12 protein-coding genes are annotated in these 18,119 nt (G+C 50.9%); 4 read left to right on the top strand and 8 right to left on the bottom strand.

Translation table 11 applies throughout. The features are described from left to right. Positions 1-675, bottom strand: a 675-nt coding sequence (locus ACJ2PR_RS23785; protein WP_446878805.1) for a UbiD family decarboxylase domain-containing protein, incomplete at its 3' end; no start/stop codon positions are given. A gap of 467 nt (positions 676-1,142) precedes the next feature. Between ACJ2PR_RS23785 and ACJ2PR_RS23780 the strand changes: the two genes are divergently transcribed. After that, a complete protein-coding gene (locus ACJ2PR_RS23780) occupies positions 1,143-1,967 on the top strand; it encodes a hypothetical protein (RefSeq protein WP_446878804.1) in 825 nt (274 codons plus the stop codon). 68 nt (positions 1,968-2,035) lie between these two features. Here the strand turns inward: ACJ2PR_RS23780 and ACJ2PR_RS23775 are convergent, their stop codons facing one another. Continuing rightward, on the bottom strand, positions 2,036-2,917 hold the full coding sequence (locus tag ACJ2PR_RS23775; RefSeq protein WP_446878803.1) for a helix-turn-helix domain-containing protein: 882 nt from the start codon (positions 2,915-2,917) through the stop codon (positions 2,036-2,038). 301 nt (positions 2,918-3,218) lie between these two features. On the opposite strand from ACJ2PR_RS23775, the gene hppD reads away from it, so the two are divergent. Continuing rightward, entirely contained in the window at positions 3,219-4,334 is a 1,116-nt protein-coding gene (gene hppD, locus ACJ2PR_RS23770; RefSeq protein ID WP_446878802.1) for a 4-hydroxyphenylpyruvate dioxygenase, read from the top strand. A gap of 179 nt (positions 4,335-4,513) precedes the next feature. Here the strand turns inward: hppD and larB are convergent, their stop codons facing one another. From larB to ACJ2PR_RS23745, 5 genes are all read right to left on the bottom strand, one after another. Next, a complete protein-coding gene (gene larB, locus ACJ2PR_RS23765) occupies positions 4,514-5,299 on the bottom strand; it encodes a nickel pincer cofactor biosynthesis protein LarB (protein WP_446869072.1) in 786 nt (261 codons plus the stop codon). A gap of 492 nt (positions 5,300-5,791) precedes the next feature. Beyond that, positions 5,792-7,606: an ABC transporter substrate-binding protein gene (locus ACJ2PR_RS23760; RefSeq protein WP_446878801.1), complete on the bottom strand. Its 1,815-nt coding sequence runs from the start codon at positions 7,604-7,606 to the stop codon at positions 5,792-5,794. A gap of 39 nt (positions 7,607-7,645) precedes the next feature. Next, the gene (locus ACJ2PR_RS23755) at positions 7,646-9,481 is read right to left on the bottom strand and encodes an ABC transporter substrate-binding protein (RefSeq protein ID WP_446878800.1); all 1,836 of its coding nucleotides are present in this window, start codon (positions 9,479-9,481) and stop codon (positions 7,646-7,648) included. 45 nt (positions 9,482-9,526) lie between these two features. Continuing rightward, on the bottom strand, positions 9,527-11,209 hold the full coding sequence (locus ACJ2PR_RS23750) for an ABC1 kinase family protein (RefSeq protein ID WP_446878799.1): 1,683 nt from the start codon (positions 11,207-11,209) through the stop codon (positions 9,527-9,529). Positions 11,210-11,374: 165 nt separating this feature from the next. Next, positions 11,375-13,432: a GAF domain-containing sensor histidine kinase gene (locus ACJ2PR_RS23745; protein ID WP_446878798.1), complete on the bottom strand. Its 2,058-nt coding sequence runs from the start codon at positions 13,430-13,432 to the stop codon at positions 11,375-11,377. A gap of 350 nt (positions 13,433-13,782) precedes the next feature. Here ACJ2PR_RS23745 and ACJ2PR_RS23740 point away from each other — a divergent pair, with 350 nt between their 5' ends. After that, positions 13,783-15,522 (top strand): ATP-binding protein, encoded by a 1,740-nt coding sequence (locus tag ACJ2PR_RS23740; protein ID WP_446878797.1) that lies wholly within the window; start codon positions 13,783-13,785, stop codon positions 15,520-15,522. A 64-nt stretch (positions 15,523-15,586) separates the two neighbouring features. On the opposite strand, the gene ACJ2PR_RS23735 is transcribed toward ACJ2PR_RS23740, so the two are convergent. Beyond that, positions 15,587-15,820, bottom strand: coding sequence for a hypothetical protein (locus tag ACJ2PR_RS23735; protein ID WP_446878796.1), 234 nt, complete (start codon positions 15,818-15,820; stop codon positions 15,587-15,589). 145 nt (positions 15,821-15,965) lie between these two features. On the opposite strand from ACJ2PR_RS23735, the gene ACJ2PR_RS23730 reads away from it, so the two are divergent. Further along, positions 15,966-18,113, top strand: a complete 2,148-nt coding sequence (locus ACJ2PR_RS23730; protein WP_446878795.1) for a flavin-dependent dehydrogenase — start codon at positions 15,966-15,968, stop codon at positions 18,111-18,113. Positions 18,114-18,119: the final 6 nt, after the last annotated feature.

Here is an 18,119-nt window from a genome sequence, read left to right as displayed (position 1 = left end):
CGCCGCCATGATCACTAAAGGATCAACCCCAAGAGCGATCGCCACCTCCAGATTCTTGCCCATTGCAGCCGCTTTTCTCAAGTGCCGAGTCGCTCCCCGCACCGATAGCCACTGCACCGTCATCGTGTTTTTGGACTGCAACTGCAAGCGATACACGCCCACGTTGACAATTTTGGTTTCAGGATCTTTGGTGATCATCAATCCCAACGTCATTACCTTGTTGGCATCTCCTGGATAGACGCGCAGCAGCGGCAGTTTCGTCAAATCGACTTCATCATCTTTGAGAACAACCTGCTGGCAAACGGGAAAGAGATCGCGATCGGGTTTCGCCTTAATCACATCAAAGAGAACTTTACCCAGGTCGATCGCTTGAGAAATCTTTTTGGGAGGTCTGGGCTGATACAGCAGCGCCAATTTTTTGCCGAGCGATTCTAACTCCTGGGGGGTTTCCATATTCATGGCGTAGCAGACTCGCTGAACCGTTCCCATCAGATTGATCGCAACGGGATAGGGCGATCCTTTGACATCTTCAAACAGCAACCCCGGTCCACCTCGCTGCAACATTCGGGTCGCAATTTCGGCAATCTCCAAGTCTGAATCTACGGGAGCGCTAATCCGTCGCAGTTGGCCCCGTTGCTCAAGCTGTTTGATAAATCCCCGCAAATCTCTCGCCATGATGAAGCAATGTAAAGGTCTTTTCTCATTATGAGGGCTACCGTGTACACACCAGTTGATTGATCCATCATTGCCGAGGCCCTTCACCCCCTAAATCCCCCAAAATTGGGGGACTTTGAGCTGTCGTCATGGCTTTGAACTTTGGAAATCTTTCCTTTGTCAAAGTCCCCCAGAATGGGGGATTTAGGGGGCTGAAGCCGGTTGAAACGAAGCGATTCCGGACTTGTGTGTACACGGTAGCATTATGAGGGGGAAGGGAGAACTTCGATGATCTGTTCCCCTTTTGGGGGTAATCCGCTTCGCGGGGAGGCATAGAGGATGAATTCGTTTTAGAAAGGCAATTTTCGGTTCAAGCTCCCTCACTTGTAGAAGATTTAGGGCATCTCTTGCTAGAACACTCCTCCCTCCTCCCTCCTCACTTTCCCGATCGTTTGGGTATCTTAGAAGCACGCTCTCTTCCGGTGCTCATGGCAACTCAGAAAGTCCCCCTCGAAGCCCTACAAAAGATTCGTTGGTATCTTACAAGTGCGCTGACCTTCCCCGATTCCGAGAATCATCCTAAAAAGTGGTCTGCTGGCGGCGAAGAACTACCAGAGCCTGATTCGCTAGATGGACTGGGGGATCTGTTTCACTTTGGCGGTATTCCTGAAGAAACAATTCACAGCCCCAACACTCAAGGGCAATGGTTTATCAGTGCAGTCAATCCTGGATCAGTGTTAGCCAAGCTGCCCGGACTGAGGCTAAAACCAGAAATGCGGCTTGTCAGCTATCTGTTTCGCCTTGAGCAAGGGCGCGAGCTAGACGGCATCAACGCAACCTGGGCCCTTCCCGAATCCTTAAGCACAACAGCCCATCTTCAAGAGGCCCTGAGAATGTGTGGGGGTCGAGACAAGCCGCCTGAGCCAAAGGGCACACTTGCTGATTTTATGGAGGCGGTGGAGGGCGATCGGTCTCCCATGTCTTACGTCATTGCCTCGATTTTGCGCCGAGAGCTTTTAGAATCTGGGGCATTGGGCAAAACTCGCCAGTGGTCAGACCATCACCTGATCGACTCGCTGCCGTCTGCTCAGTGGCAATGGCGCACTTCAGGGATCAAAGACCTGTCGCCCAAGGTGCGGCTCTTTCCCGACGGCAAAGCAGCCCTGGAGTTTTTCACCTGCCGCAACGCAGGAACGCACTGCTTAGAAACTGCAAGAGTCGCCCTATTTCAGCACCTCGACCAATATTCTCCCAACACTTACCGGGCGCAAAGTTTGGATGGGGCGGTGGCGATCACCCCAAAAAGTCTCTAGACCAAAGACAGGAGATCAAGACACTAGACCGAAACTCTAAATGCTGCTTAGTCCCATGTCCAGCGTCCCTAATTCCCAGCAGAAGCGACAGGTGGAAAGCTCACCGATGTGACTGCGCCCAACGCTCCCAAAGGTTTTGCGGTTGTATTGTTAAAGGATGCCGAGACTGCGCCCGCATTGCCCGAACTGATCACCACTTGCTGCTTACCTGACCAGCTTTTTTGTGTGCCTTTGGGTAGCGTTCCCTCATAGGCCAGTTTGCCGTCTACCTGGACTTCTACCCAGCTTTCGTCGATTAAGTTGACCTTGACCTCGACTGGGCCCGTTGCGACAGCAGGACTGGGACTCGGTGAAGGAGCCACACTCGGACTCGGTGAAACCTTGACAGAGCTTGCAGCAACCACACTCGGACTCGCCTTGGGTGGGGCTTTTTTGGCGGGAGATGAAGCGGCTGATACAACAGGCTTTTGAGTCGAGATCGGTTTGGATGGCTCCGCCACTTTGGGGCGGTTGGCAAGACTGGTGGCGATCAGTCCCAGGACACCCAATCCAACTACGCCGCCGACAACGTAGAGCCAGTTAGGTTGCCTAGAGACAGGAGGCTGATAGACCTCTTCGGGCGGGTGTTGAGGGGCTTCCATCAGATTTGGCTTGGGTGGGGCTTGCGGCTGTTCGATCGAGAACCCCTTTGACAAAACTGTACCGTCTAAACCCAATGCATCCGCGTAGCGACGAATAAATCCTTGAATAAAGACAGGCTCTGGCAACAGATCCAGGCGACCTGTATCGATCGCGCCCAACAATCGCATGGGAATGTAGGTTTTTGCGGCAATTTCTTCTAGGGATATCGATCGCGCTTGACGTTCTTGGCTGAGTTTTGACCCAATTTCTCGCAACTGTTCTGCCTGCCCCGATGACTCCAGATACTCCACACTTCCCCCTCTTTTCACAACTAATCTCACTCTAAAACGATAGAACAGCCTGTACCATCTCAGTCAAGAGTAACGGCTTGGTATCAGTGCGCTGCTCGATTTAGAGATGAGTTCAGTATGATGGAGAATGACGTAAAGAAATGTAAATAAAGATGCAGAGCAGAGTCATCCTTGTCAGCCCAATGAGATGAGTCAGCCCTGCGCGGATATAGAAGCTGAAAAACTGGGGAATGTCTCGATCAATCTGGTTTATTCCTTGAGAGTGACCTGAAAATTCGATAATCGCGGCAAAATCAACAGGCAAGCTTTTTGGACAAATTTGCTGGCTTTTATGAAAATTGACCATATTCATTTTTATGTAAACGATGCGATCGCAGCTCGAAGTTGGTTCGTTGACAAGATGGGGTTTCAAGCGGTTGAGCAGAATCAGAATCATGACACTCAAACGGAAACGATCGTCAATGGTGCCGTTAAGTTTTTGCTCTCGTCGCCTTTAGCCGCGTCCAGTCCTGTCAAGCGTTTTTTACAGCAACATCCTCCGGGCGTAGTCGATGTGGCGTTTTGTGTGCAGGATTTAGAGGCGGTGATAGAAAGGGCGATCGCCCTTGGCACTCCAGTGTTACAGCCGATCCGACTTGACGCTCAAGCAAGGGTCAAATCAGCTCAAATCGCCGCCTGGGGAACGCTGAAACACACTTTGATTGAGCGAGCAGCTTCAAGCAGTCCAAGCTTGCTAGATTCCTCACGCTTCACGCCTCACGCCTCACACCTCACACCTCACACCTCACACCTCACCCAATTCACCGAAATCGATCACGTCGTTCTCAATGTCGCATCAGGAGACTTAGGGAAAGCGGTTAGATGGTATGAGGCAGTTTTGGGGTTTCAGCCGCAGCAGATGTTTGCGATTAAGACCGATCGCTCTGGGTTGTGCAGTCGTGTCATGCAGTATCCCGACAGTTCGGTGAAGTTGCCCATCAATGAGCCGACTTCGGAAAGCTCACAAATTCAGGAGTTTTTGGATTTGAATCGGGGGGCAGGCATTCAACATATTGCGTTGCACACTGAAAATATTGTGGAGGCGATCGCTCGGTTTCGTCAGACGGGTTTATCTTTTTTGCAGGTTCCAGACTGTTATTACACGCAGCTACAACAGCGTCCCAGTTATCGGCTTTCTGAGTCTCAACTGATGGAGATTAGAGCGCAACAGCTTTTGGTAGATTGGCAAATCGATCGACCAGAGGGGGTGTTGATTCAAACTTTTACTCAGCCGATCTTTGAGTGTCCGACTTTCTTTTTTGAACTGATCGAGCGGAGAACTTATGCACTGGACGATCGACTTCTACAAGCACAGGGTTTTGGAGAAGGAAACTTTCGGGCGTTGTTTGAAGCGATCGAGCGTGAGCAACTCAGGCGAGGCAGTTTGAAGGGATGAGGAAGAACTGCGATGATCTGTTCCTCCTTTGGGGGTAATCCGCTGCGCGAGGAGGGAGGAGGGAGGAGGGAGGAGGGAGGAACTGGAACTCTTCTCTTAAAGTCCCCCAGAATTGGCAGCTTGGGGGGCAGAAGCGCTGAACAACGAAGCAAAAAAACTTGCTCAATTAACATTCTCAGCTATTGAGCTTTGAGTCTGGCAGCCGTTCTGAGGATTTGTCCGGCTAGAATTGCGGCCCCAAAGCCGTTATCGATGTTGACAACTCCTACACCTGCCGCACAAGAATTGAGCATGGTGAGAAGCGGGGCGAGACCGTTGAAGCTGGCCCCATAGCCGACACTTGTGGGAACTGCGACGATCGCACAGTTTGCCAGACCCGCCACCACACTGGGTAAGGCTCCCTCCATTCCAGCCACGACAATCAGCACGTCAGCATCGGCGATCACATGCAGATTGCCCAATAGTCGATGAATGCCCGCAACGCCTACGTCCCAGAGTCGCTTAACGTGAAAGCCAGAAAGTTCTGCTGTGACGGCCGCTTCTTCGGCGACGGGGAGATCAGCGGTGCCTGCCGAGAGGATGCCGATCGTCCCCGGATTCGTGTAGCTCTGAGATGAGTTGGCAGAACGCTTTAGGGCACAGATTCGAGCCATTGAGTAGTATTCAGCATCGGGGATCATCTCTTTGATCCAGGCGTAGGTTTCAGGATCGACGCGGGTAGCCATGACAACGGAGGCTCGATCGCGCATTGCCTCCATAATTTGAGCGATTTGGTCGGGGGTTTTGCCTTGTCCCCAGATCACTTCTGGAAAACCAGTCCGCAGGGCACGATGATGGTCGATGTGTGCAAAGTCTCCGACGGGTTCGTAGTCGAGATGCTTGAGTTTGGTCATGGCTTCGTCTGGGCTGACGTTTCCTTGGGCGACGGCGTTGAGGAGATTTTTGAGAACTTCGGGTTGAGTCATTTTGAAGTGAGGAGTGAGGAGTAAGGAGTGAGAAGGGACGAATGGGAAGTGGTTTATATCTGAGTTGATGGTCTGAGGTGCGGCGGTGATAGTTTGAGGTGGGTTGGTGATACTCAAACAATCAAGCGCGATACTCTGAGGTGAGTTGACGATACTCTAAAGTGGGTTGGCGATACTCAAAGAATCAAGCGCGATACTCTGAGGTGGGTTGCTGATGGTCTGAGGTGGGTTGACGGTGCTCAAAGAATCAAGTGCAATACTCTGAGGTGAGTTGACGATACTCTGAGGTGGGAGTGGGATGATCCAGGGTTCGGCAGTGATGGTCTGAGGTAGGCGCAGGATGTCTAGCAAGTCCAGCACGATGCTTTTCTGGTCATCCGCAAAGTTTCAAGCTTAAAACAGAATTCTCAATCTATCAGAGCCACGATCAAAGGTTGCATCACTCAAAGCCCTACTTTCATCCCTCCTCCCTCATCCCTCCTCCCTGTCTTCTCATCCTTCATCCCTAATTCTCAGTTCTTCGATATTCCAAAGTCCCCAACTGGGCAGACCTGAATACTTGAGACCCTGGACTCGATCGCGCACCACCATCAACGCCGAATCATTCACCAGATGAATCACAGGTAGCTGTTCCTGCACTATTTTTTGAAACTGCGCGTAGATTTGTTTGCGTTTCTCAAAGTCGAGTTCTCTAGCCCCGGTGATAAAGAGGCGATCGATTTCTTTTTCCCAATCGTTGGCTTCCCAACCTTGAATCGGGGACTGTCCGGGTTGCTGCTTTAAGTTAAAAGAATGCGAACCGCCCCCACTCATCCAAAGATTAGCGCTGCCGTGAGGCTCGACCCCCCCTGTAAAACCAATCATGTGAACCTCCCAATCGCGAGTGCTGGAGATCTTGTCGGTCAGCGTGTTGAAGTTGATCGGGTTAAAGTCTACTTGAATGCCAATCTTGCTGAGATCTTGTTTAACCTGTGCCCCGATCGCTTCTCTCACCTTATTCCCTGCATTGGTGTTAAACGTAAAACGGACTCGATTACCCTCAGCATCTATCAACTGCCCCTGAGCATTGTATTTAAACCCCGCCCCTTTGAGCAGTTCTCGCGATTTGTCAGGGTTGTAGTTATAGACCTTTAAGCCCTCCTTGGGAGATAGAAAGAACGGACTCTGAACGGTGATGGGCGAATTTTGAATCGTGCCCAAGCCGCGAAAAATATTGTTGTTGATGCGATCGCGATCGATGCCATAAGCCACCGCTTGCCGAAACGCCAAAGTATTAAACCAAGCCGACTTAATCGGATCAACGACTGGCTTCCCTTTTTGATCCCGTGCCTTGTTGAGGTTAAACGCCATGTAGAGAGTGCCTGACCACGCGCCCCCGTTTTTGACCTCAAAGCTGCCCCGTTTCTCTTCGCGCTTGAGCAGTGAGAAGTATTCAGGACGCAGCGGCCGAGCGTCTCCCATCGCATCCAGATCGCCCGATCGAAATCTCAAAAGCTGGGTATCTACATTCTCAACAAACTGCCAGATAATGCGATCAACATACGGTAATTGCGTCCCCTGCTCATCTTTGCGCCAGTAGTAAGGATTGCGTCGATAAACGAGCCGCTGCCCTCCGGTAAAGCTCTCCATCTGATAAGCCCCGTTCACCACCAGTTTCGTCGGGTCAGTATCCGTGCCCCAGGTTGAGAGAAATTTAGGATTGCCGTCCTTGCCGATCGCCTTCACGGTCTCCCCCAGAATGTGCTTCGGCAAAATTACTACATTGTCGGGTGCCCCAGTCGTCACACTCAACAACGGCGCAAACGGCTCCGGCAATGTGAAATCGACCCGCAAATTATCCAGCTTGCGAACCGTCGGAAACTCTCCCTTCACGCCAATTTTTAGCGCGTCCTTCCAGTCAGTAGGAATCTTAGGGTCAAAAATTGTCTCAAACGTAAACACTACATCATCCGCCGTCAAAGGCCGACCATCCGACCACTTCAGCCCCTCACGCAGCTTGAAGATCACATGTTTGCGGTCAGTCGAAATCGTCCACGACTCCGCCAGCGCAGGCTTGATCTTGCCCGTCACCCCATCTTCCTGCGTCAACCCTTCAAAGCAAAAGAGCGAAATATTAGGAAACTCCTGGATCAATGCCGGGTTAAACGTTTTGGGATCATTGAGCGTACTTAAAACTAATTGCGTCCCCTGCGCCGCTTGACTCCTCAAGTCTGTCGAACTGCACCCCCCGATCGTCCACAAAACAGCGATCGCCCAGATGACACACAACCCTCTGCGAAAGCGATCGCCCAAAAGAACCTTTCTCATGCTGATGATTAATTTAGTGACTCTTGACACCCTTCTACATCACTCATCCACCGTTCGCAATTCTCGAATGTTCCACAGCGCATCGCCTAGCTCTGGGTACTCAACCTTTTGAATCCGATCGCGCACCGCCGCCAACAACAACCCATTCGCCAACGGAATCCAGGGCAGGTACTCCTGAGAAAGTTGCTGAGTTCTCGCGTAGATGGCTTTACGCTTGGTTTCGTCTAGTTCTTGTGACCCTTCAATATACAGGCGACTGATTTCAGCCTCCCAGGGCGCGATCACCCGACCTTCGATCGGACGACTCGGCGTACTCGGCGCATTAAAGCTATGAGAAGACCCTTCGGTAGACCAGACGTTGGTGCCACCGTGCGGATCGCGTCCACCGCCCCCCATCAAAATCAAGTAACAATCCCAATCGAGCGAGTTATCAAGCTTGTCAAGCATTAAGTTGAAGTTGATCGGGTTCAAGTCTACCTGAATGCCTAACTTACTGAGATCCTGCTTAATCTGAGCCGTCATCGCCACCCGAAACGTATTCTCAGCGTTGGTCATCAGCGTAAACCGGACTCGATTACCGTCTGCATCCAACAATTGCCCCTGGGGATTGTATTTGAACCCAGCTTCTTTCAAAAGCTCCTTTGATTTTTGAGGCTCATAGTTATAAACCTTCAGTCCCTTTTCGGGTGGAAGAAAGAACGGACTTTGAGAAATGATCGGCGAATTTACCAGAACCCCAACGCCGCGATAGATATTGTTGACGATTTTCTGACGATCGATGCCATAGGCCACCGCCTGCCGAAACTTCACATTATTAAACCAGCGAGACTTAATTGGATCGACGACTGGCTTCCCTTTACGCCGCCCCTGATTTAGATTAAACGCGATGAACGTCGTTCCAGGACGCGGGCCGCCCACATGCAGCGTAAATTTCCCCCGCTTCTCTTCCTGCTTCAACAAAGGAAAGTCTTCCGGGCGAAGCGGTTCGATCGCGTCAGGGCCCCCTGAGCGAAATTGCAGCAGTGAAAGATTCTGGTTTTCGACCGCAGACCAGACAATCCGCTCAACATAAGGCTGCTGGTTGCCTTGATTATCTTTGCGCCAATAATAAGGGTTGCGCCGAAAGATCACTCGCTGACTCGTCACATACTCATCCAGCGTGTAAGGGCCATTACAGATAATCTTCTTCGGGTCTGTCCCCGTGCCCCAGGTGGTGAGAAAGAGCGGATTGCCCTCTTTGTCCTTCTGCGTCACCGTCTCTCGCAGAATGTGAGCAGGCATAATCGGCAAGCCCGTACTATTTCGCAAAAAAGGCGCAAACGGTTCCGGTGTCGAAAACTCAACGCGACGATCGTCCAGCTTTTTCACCGTCGGCAACTTTCGCGCTTTGCCAATCCGCAACACATCCTGAATGTCAGTCGGAATCTTAGGGTTGAGGTAAATATCCTGATAGGTAAAGACCACATCATCCACCGTCAGCGGCTCCCCATCCGACCACTTCAACCCCGAACGCATCGTAAACACCACCTGCTGCTTATTGTCCGAAATCGTCCACGACTCCGCCAGCGCAGGTTCTAGCTCTCCGGTTAACGCATTTTCGCCGATCAGTCCTTCATAAATGTAGCCAAACACATTGGGACTCTCATTACTCAGCGCGAAGTTAAACGTCTTGGGATCGCCAATCTGACTTTCCACAATCTGAGACACCTGAGCCGCCTGCGTTCGATAATCTTGCGGATCACAGCCTGTAAGCGCCATCGCCAGGAGAATGATCCCCACCAGCCAAAACCGCCGAAATTTTTTAGAGAAAGAAACCATAGCGCCGCGTGCAAAAAGGTCAACGATCGGAACTGCCAGCCATCTCAAAGCAGGCATCCTGAATCCTTTCTACACCCTACCGCGATTTTATGGGGGACTTTTTTAACCTGCCAAGCGATCGAGCTTCTCCCGAATCGCCAACCGAATCAAAGACTTCAATAAAAACGTGCCCGACACGCCCGCCAGCACAAAGGCCGCGATCGCCCCGCCTGAATACGTGCCTCCCACCAGCAAAACCGTCCCCGATAATGCAGAAAAGCCCGTCAGACAGGCATATAGCAACGCCTTCACAGCCAGCCGCAGCGTTTTGAGGTGGCGATCGCTCTCCACAGACTGCACCCGAATCTGCAATTCTCCTTGCTCCAAGCGGGCTTCTAACCGCCGTAGCGCCTGTTCTGTAGCGTTGGGCTTGTTGAGTTGAAACGTTAAATAGCCTTTCGCCTGCCGCGCCAACTCCCCCAACCCACTACCCTGTCTCGGAGACGCGACAACAAGACTAGTCACAAAGGGCTTTGCGGCTACCAGCAGGCTATATTGCGGGTCAAGCTCCCGCGCCACCCCATCCAGCGTTGTCAACGCCTTGATAATAAACGTCATCTTAGCGGGGAGGCGAAAAGGCTGCTGCTCAAACAGCGTATACATCTCACCGCGCAAACTCTTAAAATCCTGAACCTCGATCGGCCGCTCAGTGAAGCGATCGACCAAAAATCCTACCACTCGCTTGATTGGGGTCATGTCCGTCACCGTTTCGATCAAGCCCATATCCACTAGCGTATGGACGACTTCATCCGTGTCCTTCTTCAGCACAGCAAAAAACGTCTTGACCATTTGATCGCGGTTGAGCGGCTGCACCTCTGACATCATGCCAAAATCGTAGAAAACCAGCCTGCCGTCTTGAGTCACCGCCATATTACCAGGATGGGGATCAGCTTGAAAAAAACCATCCTGCAACAGTTGCTTAAGATAAGCGCAAATACCCAGATGATTGATTTCCTTGGGATCAATGCCGATCGCTTCCAAACTTTGGCGATCGTTGACTTTGATTCCAGGCACATATTCCATCGTCAACACTCTTTGAGTCGTGTAACGAGGATAAACTTTGGGAACCACAATGCGCGGATGATCCGCAAAATTATGACGAAAGCGATCGGCGTTCATTGCTTCTTGAATGTAGTCCGCTTCTTTCCACAAAATGTCCGCAAACTCGCCGTAAATCGCATCTAAATCGTACTGTCGGGCACTCGGAAAGTAGCGCGTACTCCACCTCACCAATCGACTCAAAACCTGTAAATCAAGCTTGAACAGTCGATCCAAACCCGGACGCTGCACCTTCACCACCACTTCTTCGCCCGTGTGCAGTCGGGCCCGATGTACCTGTCCCAGACTTGCTGCGGCTAAAGGAATGCGATCGAACTCTCGATAAAGCGTTTGTAACGAGCTTCCTAATTCTGATTCAATAATAGCGATCGCCTGATCTGCCCCAAACTGCGGAACTTGATCTTGAAGCTTTGTCAGCGCGTTCACGTACTCGATCGGGAGCAAATCAGCCCGTGTAGAGAGGGCCTGCCCGATCTTAATAAAGGTTGGCCCTAGATCGAGCAGCGTTCCCGCTAACCATTGAGCGCGACGGTTACGATGTTGGGGCGATCGGTCTGCAACGTTGCGATCCCACCACAGGTTAAAGGCAAATTTGGCTGCCGACACCGAAATATCCACCTGTCTGGCCAGGGGAGAGTAGTTTTGCTGTTGCCAGCGGAGAGAATGGGGTGTCGCAGTTTGTAACATAACTTCAGGGTATTATACCCAGTCTTCCCCGACAAAACAGGAAAGCCTCAATACACTTACCAAATCGTCAAGAATGGCTTGATAGAATTTGCCGAGAAAGGTCGTCAGATTCCCGCTGGGGGTATCTACTGATTCCTCAATCAAAACTACGGATCAAACAGCGATTTATTCGACGATCTCAAGATTTTGGGGCAGCAACACGGTGAAGCAAGTTTCGTGATGACCCTCTGAGGGAATGCTCGTCGCCGCGATCGTCCCATTCAAATGCTGCACCAGACTCTTCACCAACGCCAGCCCCAATCCTGTACCCGGAACCGCATTCTGAGTCATCCCTTGACAGCGACGGAACTTCTCAAAAATATGGGGTAGCTCTTCTTCTGAGATGCCAGGCCCATAGTTTGACAGGGTGAATGCAATTTGCTGACCCGTTTGCTGAGTCACCTTTAGCGAAACTGTGCTGTTGGGGTCAGAATACTTGCCTGCATTGGTCAATAGTTCCAAAAGAATCCGGTTAAGGCTAGACAAATCGGTGTTGAGATTGAGCGATCGCTTGGGTAGATCGACCTCCAGATTCAAACCTTTGAGTCCCCAACGCTGATAGAAAGGCTGTGTCAGATCGCTGACGACCTGCTTGAGATCGACCTTTTGAAGCTGAATAGGAACCTGCTTAGTCTCCAGTTCTTGAAGTGCCAGCAGATCATTAATCAAATTGGTCTCCTGAGCGCACTGCTGTTCCAAAATGTTGAGATATTGAGTGCGACGATCGGTTGGCAACTCCGCTTCTCGCAGCATTCGGATTGCCAACATCATGCTTGTTAAGGGGGTACGCAGTTCGTGGCTCAAGGTGCTGAGAAATTCATCCATTCGCTGGTTCATTTCTCGCAGCTTTTCGATCTGCCTGCGCGTAACCTCATACAGTTTGGCCTGAAGCTCAAGGCTTTGTTGAAGTTGGGCCGTCCGCTCTTCGACCAGAGATTCTACTTGACGCAGCGTCTCAGTCTGGATGATGGCTGAACTGATTTGAGCGCTCACCAATTCAGCAAGCTCGATCTCATCAGGCTGCCAGGTTCGAGGCTGGTCATGTTGTAGGGCAATGAATCCTAACAGTTTGTTTTTGCTTTCGAGGGGCACCAACAGCAACGCAGGCATCTGGGCGGGGTCAAAAATGGGAGCGATCCCCGTCGATTCGATTTGCGGCGGAAACTCATGGGCATCACTAAACGTCAAAGCCCCAGAAGTGCTGCTGATAGCGTGTTCACAGAGGACACATTCTGAAACCCAGAAAGACTGACTGACTGGAGTTTCGGCGAGAGGAGATAGTTCTAGGCTGATCGCCCGCTCCACTAGTTCTTGCCGCCATTCACACTCTACGATCACTCTGGCTCTAGAAACGCGATCGACACTTGATCGAATGCTGTGTCGCGGGTCCCAATACTTTAACCGCAGCACAAACCCTCGTTTGACTTGAAGCGCTTGAGCCGTGCCATCAACGGCCAACTTGAGAATTTTGGGGAGATCTACGCAGTCCTGAATCGACATCGTGAGGCGACGAATCAGCGACTGATACTGGGCTTGCTTAAGAACTTGCTGCTGGAGTAAAACCTGGGAGATTGCAGCGGCAACTTGAGGGGAGGTCGTATTCAACGTTGCTACCTCAGCGTCTGACCAGGAGTGGGGGAGCGATCGCAGCAGGATGACCACGCCATTCACCTGACCTTGAAAACGAGTCTCAACCGCTATTACGGCTCGAAAGGGCAGCGTTTGCCAGGTGGAAGTGACCTCACTAGTTTGTAAATCAGAAATGATGAAGCCCGAATTTGTAAGTGCTGTGTCGGCAATCTCCCAGTAGGGAGTCAAGCCTTCAACTTGTGTCGTGTGTTGGTCTACAAACCAATAGGCTTGACGCTGAGGTTGATGACTCGCTGAGACAGAGATTAGGCAGGCATCTACTGCAAAAGATTCGCCCAAAATCGCTGCAATTTTAGACAGGACGGTTTCTGGCTGCGAACTCGTGACAACAGCTTGGGTTATTTGATGCCATAGCAGCATTTCAGATAGCTGCTGAACGGGTTGGGTTGGGCTTTGATGCACGAGAGCGGGTTCAACCGGATAACTGGTGGGTGAAGACTTGCATTCGGAAGGGCATTCGGAAGGAATGAGAAGACGCTCTTCTCTGGAATGGGCAGGGTCTAGCAAGCGCCCCGCTACTTCTGGCGATTCCATTTTGGATCGCGAAACTCTTGCTTGCATCCTGTGGTCATGCTCATAGTTTCTGAACTGTAGAGTCCCCTCACCCAAAATATGTTTGACCGAGTGACTCTAAAACCGAAAGCGAAAGTGGAGTCATTTTTAGCCCACCACTTTACCCGTGAGTGTCGTTAGCTCTCAGATTACAGTGTGCAGAATTTTACGGTATCCGTAATTTCCCTACGATTAGTGATGATCGTTCTCAAAAGCTCCTAAGTTGCACTGAGGAAGTCAGGAATAGCTGAATTTGCAATACGGTGTACAGTATACGGAATGGCGTGTTCTTAGGTCACGATTGATTGCTTTTTGGGGTTGACATAGTACACTTGAACGAACACTTAAGCGATCGCTCTAATCTATCACAACTCTCCTTAGCCAACATGACCTCAGCGCAATCTTCTCTCTCTCCTAGCGTGGTTGGGACGGTGAAAGGCCCCGGTGAAAACGGCAATCAGTATGTTTTCATTACCTCTGACAACCGCTATGTCAAGATCGGAGAGTACGTGTACTACGAGGTTTTGGATACTAGCGTTCGTCGCAAGATTTTGGGCAAAATTTCTGCACGCCGCTTAATCGATCACCTGCCCGATCGCATCTTTGCCGATACCGAAATCAGTCCGGAGGCGATCGCCGCTCTTGTGGGTTTCACTTACGACAATCCGGAGATCTACGAGGTCGCAGTCGATGTGATTGGCTATTTTGATCCGGGACTGGGCTTTATGAATCCCCGTAAAACCCCTGATCCGGGCGCAAAGGTCTGTCTAGCTGACAATCTAATGCTGCGGCAGGTGTTAAATCGTCGGCAGCCCAAAGACGTTGGCTCGGCTCACATTGGGTCTTTGTTGCTGAGAGAAACGGACGCGGTGCCGATCGCCCTCGATGTCAAGGAGCTAGTCAGCACCCATATGGCGATTTTAGCGGGGACGGGATCGGGAAAATCCTATACGGCAGGCGTTTTGGTTGAGGAATTGATGTTGCCCCACAATCGAGCGGCGGTGCTGATTCTTGACCCTCATGGTGAATATGGCACGCTCACCGAAATGCGAGGACATCCCAAATTTGCCTCCGAGGATGGCTACGCGCCCCAGGTCAAGGTGTTGACTCCCGAAGATATTCGGATTCGCATGTCGTCGCTAGATTATTACGATATCTTAAGTCTGCTGCCAGAAATGAGCGATCGTCAGCAGTCTATTCTCAACAAAGCATTTCGATTGCTGCAAAAGCACAAAAGAGGAGAGCATCGCTGGAGTGTGCAAGATCTCATTGCAGCCGTGCGAGAAGCCGATGTCCAAGAAGATGACGAAGGCAATCTCAAGCAAGGCTCTTCGGCCCCAGCGTTGGAATGGAAACTAGAACGACTGGAGCGATCGCAATATTTCCACACGTTTGAGCATACGGTTAGTCCTAGAGACTTGTTTGAGCCGGGACAGGTGACTGTTTTGCAAATGAATGAGATCAATCAGGAAGAACAGCAGGTGATCTGTGCGGCGGTTTTGCGACAGTCCAATCAGGCTCGCATGAACACTCACCGGGGACTGGTCGAATCCAACGACGAAAACTATCTGCCCTATCCTGTCTTTATTTTGTTAGAAGAAGCCCATCGGTTTGCCCCCGCTAACGAACCGTCTCGCTGCAAGGCCGTTTTGCGAACGATTTTGAGCGAAGGTCGAAAATTTGGGCTAGGAATTGGGCTGATTACGCAGCGTCCTGGCAAAATCGACTCGGATGTCTTGTCTCAGTGTATGAGTCAGTTCATCATGCGGATTGTCAACCCGGTGGATCAGGAGAGTCTGAAATATGGCGTAGAGGCGGCAGGGCGAGATTTGCTCAAAGAGTTACCAGCCTTGACCAAAGGACAGGTAATCATATCGGGCGCTTGCGTCAACACTCCAGTTCTCTGTAAGGTGCGGCAAAGGTTGACGAAACACGGTGGTGAAACACTCAACGCACCCGAACTTTGGCAAAAACATTTTCAGTCGCATCGAGTTCAAGAACGGACGATCGAGAAGGCTCCCCTTTCCATTCCACAGAGAGCGCAAACCGTTAGAGGCAGAAGTATCGATTAAAAAGTACTTTTGCTTGTACCCAAATTGCCCGAAGAATTAACGGTTAAGAGGGATTAAGACTCTCTTAAGGAAGTCGCTCCCACGCTTGAGCCACAATCTCACCCAGCCAGCGTCTCTGCGATCGATCCAGCAGCTTATCATCTGCCAAAACCTCAGCCATCAGATCCTCTAGAGATTGCCCTTTATCTCGTGCCACCTGGACGACTCCCGCGATCGCCGACGCAATCAGTTCTTCATTGACTGGTTTTTGTCTTAGAGCGGCGATTTCTTGGGGGTTAGCTGGAATAGGATAGTTCATGGCGGGCATTCGGAACACAATGATCTCAGGATCATGAGAGAGTTGTAAAGTTTCGTAATTCGGCTTGAGTATCAGGAGTGTAGCGTATTTTGATCCGCTGTCAACCCCTCCCTCTTGGTAATTTATACGGAGTTCAAATTTTTCGATGAAAGAAATCCTTTATTTAGAGATTCCTACTCCAGATGTCGAGATGGCAAGAGCTTGGCTACAGCAGGAGTATGCGCCCGCAGTCGGCGAAAAGGTGCTTACGCCAGAGGGGTTTCGGCTACGATGTGCAACACAGTCTAGTGCCGCTATTCCTGAAAATGACTCAGAGCTATCAATTTTTGTCTGGTCACTTCAGCGCTCCACGTATTTAAAGGTGTTTCGGTGGGCAGGACAGGCGATCGCTGGAGAACAAACCTTTCTCAAACATTTGACTCAAGCCATCCGAACTCGCTTTCCAGAACAGTATCCTGAGCCGCCCAAAATTGATCTGTCTCAGCAATCTATTTTTGAGGCGCTTGCGGCAACTTATCCCAAGACCGTCCACTACTTCCAAAAAATGCCCAACGGAGAATATGACCTCACACGGGTCTATTGGTGGGAGCAACGCTGGCGTGAAGGCGTGAAGAATCCGCAGGAGCCGAAGCAGGTTTTGTTTCGGGAGGAGAGGAGAGAGGAGAGAGGAGAGAGGAGAGAGGAGAGAGAATCTACCTCAAAGAATCCTCAAAATCCTACTTACGATGTGATTTATGTTGGGGGCGCTCTGGGGATTATTCATGCGGCGGTAATGGCTCGATTGGGGTATCGGGTGCTCTTGATGGAGCGGTTGCCCTTTGGACGGATGAATCGGGAATGGAATATTTCTCGCAGTGAGTTTCAGAGTTTGATTGACCTGGGGCTATTTACGGTGGCGGAGTTCGATCGCGTCATCGCTAGAGAATATGTGGATGGGTTTCATAAATTTTTTGATGCTAACAATCCGCCGCAGTCTAAGGCGCGAGTGCTACATACGCCCACGGTTTTGAATGTGGCGATCGATTCTGACAAACTTTTACGCCTCTGTGGTGAAAAACTGCGCGAGTGTGGCGGCGAAATCTGGGAAGAAACCGAGTTTATCAGTGCCGAAATTGGGCAACATCAAGTCACTATTCAAACAAAACACTTACCCACTCAAGCTGAGAAACCAGTGACAGGACGGCTCCTTGTGGATGCAATGGGAACAGCCTCAGCGATCGCTTGGCAACTCAATGGCGGACGGGCGTTTGATAGTGTGTGTCCCACGGTGGGTGCGGTGATTTCGGATGGTTTTGAGCCAGGCGTTTGGGACTCTCAATATGGCGATGTCCTCAACAGTCACGGGGATATTTCTCGCGGACGGCAACTGATCTGGGAGCTATTTCCCGGTGAAGGAAACGATCTGACGTTTTACCTGTTTCACTATCACCAGGTGCATCCTGACAATCCCGGTTCTCTGCTGGAAATGTACGAGGATTTTTTCACGATTTTGCCGGAATATCGGCGCTGTGATCTTGAGAAACTAGTTTGGCGCAAACCGACTTTTGGCTACATTCCGGGTCATTTTAGTGTGACGAGTCGCGATCGCCGCGTTTCCTTTGATCGGTTGACCGCGATCGGAGATGCTGCGTCTCTACAGTCGCCGCTTGTGTTTACTGGCTTTGGTTCTCTCGTCAGAAATCTTTCTCGCCTGACTCACCTATTAGACACCGCCCTCAAACACGACCTTCTCAGTGCCCAACACCTCGATCGCATTCACGCCTATCAGAGCAACGTTTCGGTCACCTGGCTGTTTTCAAAGGGCATGATGGTGCCGACGGGTCGATCGCTGCCTCCAGAGCGCGTCAATGCCATGCTCAACACGTTTTTTGATGTCTTAGCGACTCAGCCTCCAGAGATTGCTGATGCCTTTATCAAAGATCGCGTCACCTGGACACGGTTTAACCGCATGGCGATCGTCGCTGCGCTCAAAAATCCAGCTTTGCTGCTGTGGATCTGGGATATGGCGGGCCCAAAAGATCTCCTGCGTTGGTTAGGAAACTATTTTAATTTTGGTTGGAATGCTCTCTTGAGTTGGCTTTTGGCGGGCTGGTTTCCAAAACTTCTGTTTCAGTTTCAGCCCACTTTAGAGAAGCAATTTCCCTCACTCTGGCTCTGGCTTTTATCTCAAGCCTACGCCCTCACCTACGGAATGGGAAAACCCCAGTTCATGCCAAATCCCAAGTTGATGAAAAGCGATCGAGTGGGCGATCGCACCTCCAGAGAAAACCAAGTCACCTCACCCATCCGTTAGCAAAAG

Source organism: Phormidesmis sp. 146-33 (assembly GCF_052939515.1).
The sequence above is the reverse complement of the archived record's forward strand: the minus strand, read 5'-3'. Positions and strand labels throughout refer to the sequence as shown.

Bases quoted from the DNA above. Each gene is read 5' to 3' on its own strand.
- larB (WP_446869072.1), bottom strand. From the start codon at position 5,299: ATGACTCAACCCGAAGTTCTCAAAAATCTCCTCAACGCCGTCGCCCAA.
- ACJ2PR_RS23750 (WP_446878799.1), bottom strand. From the start codon at position 11,209: ATGTTACAAACTGCGACACCCCATTCTCTCCGCTGGCAACAGCAAAAC.
- ACJ2PR_RS23755 (WP_446878800.1), bottom strand. From the start codon at position 9,481: ATGCCTGCTTTGAGATGGCTGGCAGTTCCGATCGTTGACCTTTTTGCA.
- ACJ2PR_RS23780 (WP_446878804.1), top strand. From the start codon at position 1,143: ATGGCAACTCAGAAAGTCCCCCTCGAAGCCCTACAAAAGATTCGTTGG.
- ACJ2PR_RS23745 (WP_446878798.1), bottom strand. From the start codon at position 13,432: ATGGAATCGCCAGAAGTAGCGGGGCGCTTGCTAGACCCTGCCCATTCC.
- ACJ2PR_RS23730 (WP_446878795.1), top strand. From the start codon at position 15,966: ATGAAAGAAATCCTTTATTTAGAGATTCCTACTCCAGATGTCGAGATG.
- ACJ2PR_RS23760 (WP_446878801.1), bottom strand. From the start codon at position 7,606: ATGAGAAAGGTTCTTTTGGGCGATCGCTTTCGCAGAGGGTTGTGTGTC.
- ACJ2PR_RS23735 (WP_446878796.1), bottom strand. From the start codon at position 15,820: ATGAACTATCCTATTCCAGCTAACCCCCAAGAAATCGCCGCTCTAAGA.